The sequence below is a fragment of the Pseudomonas sp. 05N36 genome (assembly GCF_056397385.1).
The window spans coordinates 293,337-306,853 of sequence record NZ_JBFTNH010000012.1 but is presented as its reverse complement, the minus strand read 5'-3'; the positions used below and the strand labels follow the sequence as shown (position 1 = coordinate 306,853).

Here is a 13,517-nt window from a genome sequence, read left to right as displayed (position 1 = left end):
CGCCGTTCCCCGTGGGCGCAGGCTGCGCCAGCGCCCACGGACTGCTCATCGCCGAAACACAATGGATGCAGATTATGCACAGGCTAAAGCACCGCCTACTTCAGGCTGCCGGTTGGCTGTTTTACCTCAGTTTATTGATGGGCATCGCCATGGCGCTGCCTGTGAGCACCTTCGACTCGCAGTCCAAGGACTTCATTTTCCTGATTGGCGTCGTCGGTATCTGGCGCTATTCGATGGGGGCCACGCACTTTCTGCGCGGCATGCTGTTTCTCTACGTGGTCTACCCGCACCTGCGGCGCAAAGTGCGCAAGCTCGGCAAGGCGGCAGACCCGTCCCACGTCTTTTTGATGGTCACCAGTTTTCGTATCGACGCGCTGACCACCGCCCAGGTCTACAGCTCGGTGATTCGCGAAGCGATCGAGTGCGAGCTCCCGACCACCGTGGTCTGCTCGATCGTGGAAATGTCCGATGAGCTGCTGGTGAAAAGCCTCTGGGCCAAAATGAACCCGCCGGAGCGGGTCAAGCTCGACTTCGTGCGCATCCCCGGCACCGGCAAACGCGATGGCCTGGCCTTCGGTTTCCGCGCCATCTCGCGCCACCTGCCGGACGACCGCGCGGTCGTGGCGGTGATCGATGGCGACACCGTGCTCGCCGAAGGCGTGGTGCGCAAAACCGTGCCGTGGTTCCAGCTGTTCGGCAATGTCGGCGGCCTGACCACCAACGAATTTTGCGAAGTGCGCGGCGGCTACATCATGAGCGAATGGCACAAGCTGCGCTTCGCCCAGCGCCACATCAACATGTGCTCGATGGCCCTGTCCAAGCGCGTGCTGACCATGACCGGGCGCATGTCGGTGTTTCGCGCCAGCGTGGTCACCGACCCGGACTTCATCGCCGACGTCGAAAGCGACTCGCTGCAACACTGGCGCCTGGGCCGCTTCAAGTTTCTCACCGGCGACGACAAGTCCAGCTGGTTCAGCCTGATGCGCCTGGGTTACGACACCTTCTACGTGCCGGACGCGGCGATCAACACCGTTGAACACCCGCCGGAAAAGAGCTTCATCAAGGCCAGCCGCAAGCTGATGTTCCGCTGGTACGGCAACAACCTGCGGCAGAACTCCCGGGCACTGGGCCTGGGGATGAAACGCCTGGGCCTGTTCACCTCGGTGGTGCTGTTCGACCAACGCGTGTCGATGTGGACCTCGCTGTTGGGCCTGACCGTGGCGCTGATCGCCAGCTTCAAATACGGCACTGCGTTCATCCTCGTGTACCTGCTGTGGATCGGCATCACCCGCCTGATTCTGACCCTGTTGCTCTCCTGCTCGGGACACAGGATCGGCCCGGCCTACCCGGCGATTCTTTATTACAACCAGATCGTTGGCGCGCTGGTGAAGATCTACGTGTTCTTCCGCCTCGACCAACAGTCCTGGACCCGTCAGGACACCAAATTGACCCGTGATCTGGAAAGCGCACAGCGTTTGTTCAACACCTGGTCGTCTCGGACCATGACCTTCTCCGCCGGCAGCATTTTCGTCGCCGTGCTGCTGTTGATGGTCTGACCTGCCTTGCCTGAATTAACGAGGAAATACCCCCTATGAATACCGCCGCGAACATCAACGTAGTGCATGAATCCGAAGCCCAACGCCAACACGCCCGCGTGAAAATCCCGGCCAAGCTGCGCTTCTTCGGACCCGACCGTACGCCCGTGGACGCACGGCTCATCGACCTGTCCGCCGGTGGCCTGAGCTTCAATGCCGGGCAGATACCACTCAAGGTCGGCGACGTGCACAAGGGCCGGCTGCAATTCTTGATCGACAACCTCGGCCTGGCCATGGACGTCGAGATACAGATTCGCTCGTTCGACCGCCAGACCGGCCGCACCGGTTGCCAGTTCCAGAACCTTGAACCGCAAGACATCTCGACCCTGCGCCAGCTGATCACGTCGCACCTGTCCGGTGACATCGTGACCATGGGCGATGTGCTGGCGACCCTGCAACGGGACAACTTCACCAAGGCGCGCAAGGTCAAGGACGGCGGTCACGGCATGACTGCTTTCGGGCGCTTGCGGGCAGTGACCTTCAGCCTGGGGATTTTCGTCGTCGGCCTCGCAGCGTTCGGCTTCGTTCTCAAATCGGTGTACGGCATGTACTTCGTCAGCCACGCCCAGGCCGGTCTGGTCAGCGTTTCCGGCATGAACGTCACCATGCCCCGCGACGGCACCGTGCAAAGCCTGATCAAAACCGATGGCGTTGCAGCCAAGGGCGCGCCACTGGCGACGTTCAGCACCAGCATGCTCGACGTGCTCAAAGGGCATCTGGACGAAAACCAGTTGCAGCCAGCCAAAGTTGAAGAGCTGTTCGGCAAGCAGATGACCGGCACCCTCACCTCGCCCTGCGATTGCACCGTGGCCCAACAAATGGTCGCCGACGGTCAGTACGCCAGCAAAGGCGACGTGATCTTCAAACTGGTGCCGCAGGGCAGCCAGGCCAGTGTCGAAGCACGCTTCTCCTATCGCCAGTTCGCTGACGTGCGTCCCGGTACGAAAGTGAGCTTCCAGATCACCGGCGAAGACGTTGCGCGCACCGGCACCATCGTCAGCAGCACCAGCCTGAAAAGCGAAGACCTGTCGTCCGACATCCGCGTGCAGATCAAACCTGATGCGCCGCTGGACAGCACCTTCGCCGGTCGCCCGGCAGAAGTCAGCAGCAACCGCGGCCCGTCCTTGAACTGGCTGATCGACAAAGCCATGGCCGCGGGTCTTTAAGCGGAGGACATGCCTGTGATCACTCCACCTCTCCTCAATACACCGCCTACCCTGTGGGAGCGAGCCTGCTCGCGATGGGACCAGCGCGGTCTGCCTGATGCACTGAGTCGCCCGCATCGCGAGCAGGCTCGCTCCCACATGGGAACACTGTGCGCAGTCGCCCTTGCGGTGAGCCTGGCCGGTTGCGCCGGCCTGCCCGACCAGCGTCTGGCCAATGAAGCCCTGAAGCGCGGCGACACCGCGCTCGCGCAGCAGAACTACAAGCAACTGGCCGACCTGGGTTACAGCGAAGCACAGGTCGGGCTGGCCGATATCCAGGTGGAAAGCCGCGACCCGGTGCAGATCAAAGCCGCCGAAGCCACCTACCGTGCCGCCGCCGATACCTCGCCGCGAGCGCAAGCGCGCCTGGGTCGTCTGCTGGTGGCCAAACCGGGATCGACCGAAGCCGAGCAACACGAGGCCGAAGGCCTGCTGAAGAAAGCCTTTGCCAATGGCGAGGGCAACACGCTGATCCCGTTGGCCATGCTGTACCTGCAATATCCCCACAGTTTCCCGAACATCAACGCCCAGCAGCAGATCAACCAATGGCGCGCCGCCCGCTATCCGGAAGCCGGTCTGGCGCAAGTGCTGCTGTATCGCACGCAAGGTACTTACGACCAGCACCTGGATGACGTCGAGCGCATCTGCAAAGCGTCGCTGAACACCACCGACATCTGCTACGTCGAGTTGGCCACGGTCTATCAGAAACGTGCCCAACCGGAGCAACAGGCGCAACTGCTCAAGCAACTGCAAGCAAGCTACAGCCTTGGCAAGGTATCAGCCCAACGCATGGACAGCGTGGCCCGCGTGCTCGGCGATGCCAGCCTTGGCAAACCGGACGAAAAAACCGCGCAAGCCATGCTCGAGCAGATCGCCCCCGGCTACCCGGCGTCCTGGGTCAGCCTGGCGCAGTTGCTCTACGACTTCCCCGAACTGGGTGACGTCGCCAAGATGATGGAATACCTCGAAAACGGCCGCGCCGCCGATCAACCGCGCGCCGAACTGTTGCTGGGCAAGCTCTACTACGAAGGCAAGTGGGTGCCGGCCGACGCCAAGGTCGCCGAAGCACATTTCCAGAAAGCCGTGGGCAAGGAAGTCGCCGCCGATTACTACCTCGGCCAGATCTACCGCCGTGGCTACCTGGGCAAGGTCTATTCGCAAAAAGCCCTGGACCACTTGCTGACCGCTGCGCGCAATGGCCAGAACAGTGCCGACTTCGCCATCGCCCAGTTGTTTTCCCAAGGCAAGGGCACCCAGCCCAACCCGCTCAACGCCTATGTCTTCAGCCAATTGGCCAAGACACAAAACACCCCGCAAGCCACTGAGCTGGCGCAAACACTCGAAGCCCAATTGCCGCCTGCGCAACTGGCCGAGGCCCAACGCCTGTTGAAACAGGAACAGGCCACACGTGGCGCCTTGAGCCATAGCACGTTGCAAGTCGAGGCCCTGCAAGAAAAAGACGGCGAGGAATCCCTATGAAGCTCAATCCATTCGTTCAAGCCGGAATCGGCCTGACCTTCACCCTGTTGTGGTCCTGCCCGACACTGGCCGCGATGACTGACACCAGGAACTACGGCCTGGAAGTGAAAGTCACCGGCCAGTCAGAAGACGACAGCGACCTCGGCACCAAGCCCGGCGGCGACGTCAATGGCGTTGCCCTGGACCTGCGTCCATGGGTCTACGGTGAAAGCGGCAACTGGAGTGCCTACGCGATGGGCCAGGCCGTGACCGCGACCGACATCATCGAAACCGACACCTTGCAGTCCGATACGCAAGGCGCCCAGAGCAGCGGCAACAACGGTCGCCAGAGCAAGAAAAACTACCTGGCGATGCGTGAGTTCTGGATCGGCTACAGCGGCCTGACGCCCTACCCCGGCGAGCAGCTGAAACTCGGTCGCCAACGCCTGCGCAACGACGATGGCCAATGGCGCGACACCAACATCGAAGCGTTGAACTGGACCTTCGACACCACCCTGTTGCGGGCCAACGTCGGCGTCGCCGAACGCTTCAGCGAGTACCGCACCGACCTCACCGAACTCGCGCCCAAGGACAAGGATCGCCTGCACGTGTTCGGCGATATCGCAACCCAATGGACGCCCGGTCAGTGGGTTGGCCTGCGTGCCCATCACACCCATGATGACGGCAAGCTCGACTTCCCGACACCCGGCGAAGCCCCCGACTCGCTCGCCAAGAAACAGAACGGCGACCTGAGCTGGCTCGGTGTCGAAGCCAACAGTGACGCCTACAACTGGCGCAACACCAACACCGTCAACTACTGGGCCAGCCTCACCGGCATGAGCGGCAACCGTGACACCGTCAATCCATTGAATGCCGATGGCAGCCGCCCGATCGATGCCTCGAAAAACGGCGACGTCAGCGGCTGGGCCACCGACCTGGGCGTGCGTCTGCGCCTCGATCCGCAATGGCAAATCGGCGCGGCCTACGCCCGTGCCAGCGCGGACTACGAGCAAAACGGCCTGCAAAGCAACCGCTCGAACTACACCGGTACGCGCTCGCGGGTTCACCGTTTTGGCGAGGCCTTCCGTAGTGACATGAACAACATGCAGAGCGCCACGCTGTTCGGCTCCTGGATGCTGCAGGACGATTACGACGCCAGCCTGGTCTACCACAAGTTCTGGCGCGTCGACGGCAACAAACCGGTCGGCAGCAACGGCATTAATGCAGTCGAGAACAACTACGACGACGTCACCGGCGCGCTGCTGTCCAGCACCTCGTTACCATTGGTGGATGGCAAGACCGACCTCGGCCAGGAAGTGGATCTGGTGGTCACCAAATACTTCAAGCAAGGCCTGCTGCCGGCCGGTTTGAGTCAGTCGATCGATGAGCCCTCGGCGCTGGTGCGCTTTCGTGGCGGCGTGTTCAAGCCGGGCGATGCCTACGGCAAACAGGTCGACTCGTACATGCACCGCGCGTTCATCGACGTGATCTGGCGCTTCTGATGCGAGCCGCCAAGGGAGTGCCCCAGATGAACCACCCAGCGCTCAAAGGCTCGCTCAGCCTGTTGGTCGGCGCGATGCTGCTGGCGAGCTCAGCGGTGTTTGCCAACGTCGAGCCGCCAGCACCGGTGCCAAAAGGGCCGCAAGCGACTGTGGCCAAAGGACTGCAACAGGCCAAGACCTACACCGTCAGCAGCGCGCCGACCGCATCACTGGAACTGGTGGCACCAAAACTGCCCGACCTGTCCGGCTACACCGCGCAAGCCGTCGCGGCGAAGATCGTGCGCAGCAAGGCCGGCAAGGTCAGCGTGCGCCGGATGATGCAGGAAGACGCCTTGAAGGACTTCATCGGCGGCGATAACAAGATGGCTGAATGGGTGGTACGTCAACACGGCATTCCCCAGGCGATCTTCATCGACGACGGTTACGTCAACCTCAAGGACCTGACTCAGAAGCTGCCCAAGCAATACTTCAGCGAGACCTCACCGGGTGTGTTCCTCGCCAGGCTGCCGATCGTGGTCGGGCAAAAAGGCATCCTCGAAATCGACCAACAGACGCAAGAGTTGCGTCTGTCCGAAGAGGCCGGTTCGTTCATGGTCAACGACGGCCAGCTGTTTGTGCGTGACAGCAAAATCACCGGCTGGCGCGAGAAGGACAATGGCCCGGCAACCTTCCGTTCGCCCAAGGACTTCCGTCCGTTCCTGCTGTCCTGGGGCGGTACCCAGACCTACATCGTCAACAGCAGGCTGGCCAGTTTCGGTTACTCCAACAGTAAGTCCTACGGGGTGAGTGTTTCCCAGTACACGCCGAACATGGCCAAGGTACTCAAGCGCCCGGAACCGACCGGCTGGATCATCGGCTCCGAGTTCTCGGACATGTGGTACGGCTTCTACTGTTATGAAACCCGCGACTTCGTGGTCAAGGGCAACACCTACCGCGACAACATCGTCTACGGCATCGACCCCCACGACCGTTCCCACGGCTTGATCATCGCCGACAACACGGTGCATGGAACGAAGAAGAAGCACGGCATCATCATTTCCCGCGAAGTGAACGACAGCTTCATCTTCAACAACCGCAGCTACGACAACCACCTCTCGGGGCTGGTGATCGACCGTAACAGCGTCAACAACCTGATCGCCTACAACGAGATCTACCGCAACCACACCGACGGCATCACCCTCTACGAGAGTGCCGACAACCTGTTGTGGGGCAACAAGGTGATCAGCAACCAGCGCCACGGCATCCGCATTCGTAACAGCGTGAACATTCGCCTCTACGAAAACGTCGCCATGAACAACGGCCTGACCGGGGTCTACGGGCACATCAAGGACCTCACCGACACCGACCGCGACATCAAGCTCGACCCGTTCGATGCCGAGGTCTCGCTGATCGTCGTCGGTGGCGAACTGGCGGCCAATGGCAGTGGACCGCTGTCCATCGACTCGCCATTGAGCGTCGAGCTGTACCGGGTGTCGATGCTCGCCCCGACCAAATCCAGCGGCATCAGCTTCTCGGGGATCCTTGGCGAACGCCAGGACGAAATCCTCGACCTGCTGGTGCGCCAACAGAAAGCCGTGCTGATCGACCCCGTCGAACGCCAGACCGAAATGCGCGACTGAGGATGACTTTCATGAAAGCCCATTTGATCAAACTGTTCAGCCTCGCCGGCTTGACTGCCGCGATGTCTGCCGCAAGCTTTACGGCGAGTGCAGACGACGCCAAGGCACCGAGCTTCAGCGCCGAACCCTGCTGCAACCTGTGCCCGGAAGCGCACGACGCGAAGAACTACACCACACGTTATCAGCAAAACTTCACCACCCTGGTGCAAGCGCAAGGCGACTGGCTATTCCGCACCCAGGAAGACTTGCGCACCGAGTTCAACACCACACCCGAAGGCTATCGCCGGCTCAAGCAGTTGCACGACGCGTTCAAGAGCAAAGGTGTTGAACTGGTGGTGGTGTATCAGCCGACCCGTGGCCTGGTGAACCGCAACAAGCTCAACCCGCAAGAGAAAGCCGCGTTCGACTACGACAAGGCGCTTAAAAACTACCAGGGCATGCTTGGGCGTTTCGCCGAAATGGGTTACGTGGTGCCGGACCTGTCGCCGCTGACCAACGAATCGCTGCCGGACACCCTGCCCGCCCACGATTTCTACTTCCGTGGCGACCAGCACTGGACGCCTTACGGTGCCCAGCGCACGGCGAAAATCGTTGCCGAGAAGGTCAAGCAGCTCCCGGCCTTCGCCGGCATTCCCAAGCGCGAATTCGAGACCAAAAGGTCCGGGCGCATGGGCAAGACCGGCACCCTGCACAACATGGCCGGGCAGCTCTGCGGTACCAGTTACGCGATCCAGTACATGGACCAGTTCACCACCGAGCCTAAGGGTGAAGCAGCAGACGGCGACCTGTTCGGCGATTCCGGCAACCCGCAAATCACCCTGGTCGGCACCAGCCACAGTGGCAAGAACTACAACTTCGCCGGGTTCCTCGAAGAGGCCATCGGCGCTGACATTCTCAACGTCGCTTTCCCCGGCGGAGGCCTGGAAGGCTCGATGCTGCAGTACCTGGGCAGTGAAGACTTCCAGAAGAAGCCGCCGAAAATCCTCATCTGGGAATTCTCGCCGCTCTATCGCCTCGACCAGCAAACCATCTACCGCCAGATGATGGCGCTGCTCGATAACGGCTGCGAAGGCAAAGAGGCACGGATGTCCGGCAGCACCACGTTGAAGCCGGGAAAAAACGAGTTGATGGTCAACAGCAAGAACATCGACCTGCGCAACAGCGACCATCAGGTCGACATCCGTTTCGCCGATCCCTCGGTGAAAACCCTGCAAGCCACCCTCTGGTACATGAACGGTCGCCACGAAGACATCAAGATCGACAAACCCCACACCGCAGATACCGACGGGCGTTTCGCCTTTGAGTTGCGCACCGATGAAGACTGGGCCACGCAGAACCTGCTGGCGGTCGAAATCCAGGGCCCGGAAGCGGGTGCTGCGCCACAAAAAGTCGAAGCGAAAATCTGCAAACGCAACGTGTTCCCGGGCGCCGAGCAACGTACCGCTCAGGTCGGACAATGAGGTCTGTTATGCGAAATCAGAAACTGAAAACCCTGCTTGCCCCCACGCTCTTGAGCCTGGCGATGTTCGCCGGGGCGACCCACGCCGCCACGCCGTTGCGCCCGCCGCAGGGTTATTTTGCGCCTGTGGATAAATTCAAGAACGGCGACAACAGCGAAGGCTGCGATGCGACGCCGACGCCGTACACCGGCGCCCTGCAATTTCGCAGCAAATACGAAGGCTCCGACAAGTCCCGGTCGACCCTGAACGTCGCATCGGAAAAAGCCTTTCGCGACACCACCGCCGACATCACCACGCTCGAACGCGGCACCAGCAAACGGGTGATGCAGTTCATGCGCGACGGTCGCCCGGAACAGCTGGAATGCACGCTCAACTGGCTCACCGCCTGGGCCAGGGCCGATGCGTTGATGTCCAGGGACTTCAACCACACCGGCAAGTCGATGCGCAAATGGGCGCTGGGCAGCATGGCCTCGGCCTACATCCGCCTGAAGTTCTCCGACTCTCATCCGCTGGCAACGCATCAGCAGGAAGCCCAAGTGATCGAGGCCTGGTTCAGCAAGATGGCCGATCAGGTGGTCAGCGAYTGGGACAACCTGCCGCTTGAGCAAACCAACAACCATTCGTACTGGGCTGCCTGGTCGGTGATGGCGACGTCGGTCGCGACCAACCGCCGCGACCTGTTCGACTGGGCGGTGAAGGAATACAAGGTCGGCGCCAATCAGGTCGACGCCCAGGGCTTCTTGCCCAACGAACTCAAGCGCCAGCAACGGGCGCTGGCCTATCACAACTACGCCCTGCCACCGCTGGCGATGATCGCCAGTTTTGCTCAGGTCAACGGTGTCGACTTGCGCCAGGAAAACAACGGCGCGCTGAAACGCCTCGCTGACCGGGTGCTCGCCGGGGTGAAAGACCCGCAAACGTTCGAGCAGAAGAACGGCAAGGAACAGGACATGACCGACCTCAAAGTCGACTCGAAATTCGCCTGGCTCGAACCCTTCTGCACGCTCTACACCTGCCCGGCGGATGTGCTGGAACGCAAGCATGCGATGCAGCCGTTCAAGAGCTTTCGACTGGGTGGGGATTTGACCAAGGTCTACGACCCGAGCCATGAGAAAGGCAACAAAGGTTCATAAGCCGAACACAAATCCCCTGTGGGAGCGAGCCTGCTCGCGATGACTGAGTGTCAGTCGACATCGACGCTGAATGTTGAACCGCAATCGCGAGCAGGCTCGCTCCCACAGGTTCGGTGCAAGACGTGAGTCGAGTGATATGCCCCCAGAGTTTCACGGGGGGTTTGGGGGGGCCGTTGGCCCTTGACTGTTGGTTACACAAGGAGAGATCAGGATGGTGTTTTCATCCAATGTGTTCCTGTTTTTGTTCTTGCCGATCTTTCTCGGCTTGTACTACTTGAGCGGGCAACGCTATCGCAACCTGCTACTGCTGATCGCCAGCTATGTGTTTTATGCCTGGTGGCGCGTGGACTTCCTGGCACTGTTCGCCGGCGTCACGTTGTGGAACTACTGGATCGGCCTGAAAGTCGGTGCCGCCGGCGTTCGGACCCAACCGGCGCAGCGCTGGCTGTTGCTCGGCGTAGCGGTGGACCTGTGCATCCTCGGCTACTTCAAGTACGCCAACTTCGGGGTCGACAGCCTCAACGCGATCATGACCTCCATGGGCCTGTCGCCGTTCATCCTGACCCACGTGCTGTTGCCGATCGGTATCTCGTTCTACATCTTCGAGTCCATCAGCTACATCATCGACGTCTACCGCGGCGATACCCCGGCGACCCGCAACCTGATCGACTTCGCGGCGTTCGTGGCGATCTTCCCGCACCTGATCGCCGGTCCCGTGTTGCGCTTTCGCGACCTGGCCGATCAGTTCAACAACCGCACCCACACCCTCGACAAATTCTCCGAGGGCGCGACGCGGTTCATGCAGGGTTTCATCAAGAAGGTCTTTATCGCCGACACCCTGGCGGTGGTCGCCGACCATTGCTTCGCCCTGCAAAACCCGACCACCGGCGATGCCTGGCTCGGTGCTCTCGCCTACACCGCGCAGCTGTATTTCGACTTCTCCGGCTACAGCGACATGGCCATTGGTTTGGGCCTGATGATGGGGTTTCGCTTCATGGAGAACTTCAAGCAGCCGTACATCAGCCAGTCGATCACCGAGTTCTGGCGCCGCTGGCACATCAGCCTGTCGACCTGGCTGCGCGACTACCTCTACATCACCTTGGGCGGTAACCGCAAAGGTACGCTGATCACCTACCGCAACCTGTTCCTGACCATGCTGCTCGGTGGCCTGTGGCACGGCGCGAACATCACCTACATCGTCTGGGGTGCGTGGCACGGCATGTGGCTGGCGATTGAAAAAGCCATCGGCCTGAACACCTCGCCACGCAGCTTCAACCCGATCCGCTGGGCGCTGACCTTCCTGCTGGTGGTGATGGGCTGGGTGATTTTCCGTGCGGAAAACCTGCACGTTGCCGGCCGCATGTATGGCGCGATGTTCAGCTTCAGCGAGTGGTCGCTGTCGGAACTCAACCGCGCCAGCCTCACCGGTCTGCAAGTCGCGACCCTGGCAGTGGCGTACGTCACGCTGGCGTTCTTCGGCCTGCGGGACTTTTACCGCAACCGGCCTGCGGCGCGGATCGATGTAACGGCGAACAACCCTGTCAGCGGCGATGCCCAGGTGTTGGCGACCAGTTGGGTCGCGGACTGGCCGCGTTATGCCACGCGTGCGCTGGTGCTGCTGCTGTTCATCGCGTCGATCCTGAAACTCTCGGCGCAAAGCTTCTCGCCATTCCTTTACTTCCAGTTCTGAGGGATCTGACCATGACCCGCTCATTACGTCTGTTCTACATCGCCCTGTTCCTGGTGACCCTGTTGGTCCTGGGCCTGTGGTCGATGCGCAGCTTCTTTGGTTTCAACACCAACGCCGACGCAACCGTGCTCAACGGTCGCTGGAGCAAAGCTGTGGAGACTCACTACGACGACCACTTCCCGATCAAACGCCTGGGCACCAACCTCTGGGCGCTACTTGATTTCAAACTGTTCAACGAAGGTCGTCCGGGCGTGGTGCTCGGTCGCGATCAGTGGTTGTACAGCGATGAAGAATTCAACCCGGTGGTCAACGAAGAACTGAACCTGCAAGGCAACTACGCGCTGGTCGAAGGCGTACGCCAAACCTTGAAGGCCAAGGGCGTGCAACTGGTGATGGCGATTGTCCCGGCCAAGACTCGCCTGTACCCGGAACACCTGGGTGAAGTGAAACCGGCGCGCATTCACGCCGACCTCTACAAGGATTTTCACGCCCGTGTCGCCGCCGACAAAATCCTCGCCCCCGACCTGCTCGGCCCGCTGCAGAAAGCCAAGCAGAACGGCCAGCAAGTGTTCCTGCGCACTGACACGCACTGGACGCCAGAAGGCGCGCAAATTGCCGCCGAGCAATTGGCCAAAACCATCGCCGACAAAACTCCGCTCAGTGGCCAGCCGCAGCGCTTTGTCACCGAGCCGGCAGAGCAAGTCATCCACAAGGGCGACCTGAGGTTGTTCCTGCCGCTGGACCCGCTGTTCGAAAACCTGATGCCGGCGCCAGAGCCCCTGCAAAAGCGCAACACCCACGTGGTTGAGAACCCGCCAGCCGGTGACGACGCGCTGTTCGCCAACAACGAAGTGCCGGTGGCGCTGATCGGCACCAGCTACAGCGCCAACCCGAACTGGAACTTCGTCGGCGCACTCAAGCAAGCGCTGCACAGCGACGTGGTCAATTACGCCGAAGACGGCCATGGCCCGATCCTGCCGATGCTCAGCTACCTGAACAGCGACGCCTTCAAGAACAGCCCGCCACAAGTGCTGATCTGGGAGTTTCCTGAACGCTATCTGCCTGTGAACAACGAAATCGGCGACGCCGACCCGCAGTGGGTCGCAGAGCTCAAGCAAGCCGGTGCTCGCCAGCAAAACGTAGCAATTAACCGCAAATCCGAGACGCCCGACCGGGCGCAAAACTGAAAGAGGTAACTCCTATGACTTTCACCAAAACTCCTCGTCGTCTCGCCAAGACCTTCGTCCTCGTAGCCGGTATGGGTCTGCTGTCCCAGGCCTTCGCCGGTGGCGACGCGGCGCTCTACGGCCCAGTCGCGCCGAAAGGCTCAACCTTTGTGCGCATCTACAACGCCAGTAATGCCGAAGTCAGCGCCAGTGTCGGCAGCACCGCTATCAGCGATGTCGCGCCACTGGGCAGCAGTGACTTCAGCTTCATGCCCGGTGGCGACTACAGCGCCAAGGTCGGTAGCCAGAGCCTGCCGCTGAAACTCGCCGCCGACCACTATTACACCCTGGTCAACAACGCCAGCGGCCAGCCGCTACTGATCGAAGAACCACCGTTCAAGAACAAGCAGAAATCCCTGGTCCGCGTGCAGAACCTCAGCGACAAGGCACTGACCCTGAAGACTGCCGACGGCAAGACCGAAGTGGTCCAGGCCGTCGCTGCCAAGAGCCGTGGCGAGCGTGAAATCAACCCGGTGAAAGTCAGCCTGGCGCTGTTCGATGGCGACAAGAAAGTCAGCGACGTGAAACCGGTCGCCCTGGAGCGCGGTGAAGCGGCAGTGCTCTACGTCACCGGCAACGGCAGCAGCCTGTCGCCAGTCTGGGTAAAACGCCCGGTCTCGACGCGCTAA

The 13,517-nt window shown here is 61.0% G+C and carries 10 protein-coding genes; all 10 read left to right on the top strand.

Annotation, left to right across the window (positions count from 1 at the left end):
• Positions 1-74: 74 nt before the first annotated feature.
• Entirely contained in the window at positions 75-1,556 is a 1,482-nt protein-coding gene (gene alg8 / locus AC1DIH_RS17325; RefSeq protein ID WP_477772601.1) for a mannuronan synthase, read from the top strand.
• A gap of 35 nt (positions 1,557-1,591) precedes the next feature.
• Entirely contained in the window at positions 1,592-2,761 is a 1,170-nt protein-coding gene (locus AC1DIH_RS17320) for a PilZ domain-containing protein (protein ID WP_477772600.1), read from the top strand.
• Positions 2,762-2,779: 18 nt separating this feature from the next.
• A complete protein-coding gene (algK, locus tag AC1DIH_RS17315) occupies positions 2,780-4,279 on the top strand; it encodes an alginate biosynthesis TPR repeat lipoprotein AlgK (RefSeq protein WP_477772631.1) in 1,500 nt (499 codons plus the stop codon).
• Positions 4,276-5,760, top strand: coding sequence for an alginate export family protein (locus tag AC1DIH_RS17310; RefSeq protein ID WP_477772599.1), 1,485 nt, complete (start codon positions 4,276-4,278; stop codon positions 5,758-5,760). Before algK ends, AC1DIH_RS17310 begins: the two co-directional genes overlap by 4 nt.
• A gap of 26 nt (positions 5,761-5,786) precedes the next feature.
• Positions 5,787-7,379, top strand: coding sequence for a mannuronan 5-epimerase AlgG (gene algG / locus AC1DIH_RS17305; protein WP_477772598.1), 1,593 nt, complete (start codon positions 5,787-5,789; stop codon positions 7,377-7,379).
• Positions 7,380-7,390: 11 nt separating this feature from the next.
• A complete protein-coding gene (locus tag AC1DIH_RS17300; RefSeq protein ID WP_477772597.1) occupies positions 7,391-8,839 on the top strand; it encodes an alginate O-acetyltransferase in 1,449 nt (482 codons plus the stop codon).
• An 8-nt stretch (positions 8,840-8,847) separates the two neighbouring features.
• Positions 8,848-9,972 (top strand): mannuronate-specific alginate lyase, encoded by a 1,125-nt coding sequence (locus AC1DIH_RS17295; protein WP_477772596.1) that lies wholly within the window; start codon positions 8,848-8,850, stop codon positions 9,970-9,972.
• 211 nt (positions 9,973-10,183) lie between these two features.
• The gene (locus AC1DIH_RS17290; protein WP_477772595.1) at positions 10,184-11,662 is read left to right on the top strand and encodes an MBOAT family O-acyltransferase; all 1,479 of its coding nucleotides are present in this window, start codon (positions 10,184-10,186) and stop codon (positions 11,660-11,662) included.
• An 11-nt stretch (positions 11,663-11,673) separates the two neighbouring features.
• The gene (locus tag AC1DIH_RS17285) at positions 11,674-12,849 is read left to right on the top strand and encodes an alginate O-acetyltransferase (protein ID WP_477772594.1); all 1,176 of its coding nucleotides are present in this window, start codon (positions 11,674-11,676) and stop codon (positions 12,847-12,849) included.
• A gap of 14 nt (positions 12,850-12,863) precedes the next feature.
• Positions 12,864-13,517, top strand: a complete 654-nt coding sequence (locus AC1DIH_RS17280) for an alginate O-acetyltransferase AlgF (RefSeq protein ID WP_477772593.1) — start codon at positions 12,864-12,866, stop codon at positions 13,515-13,517.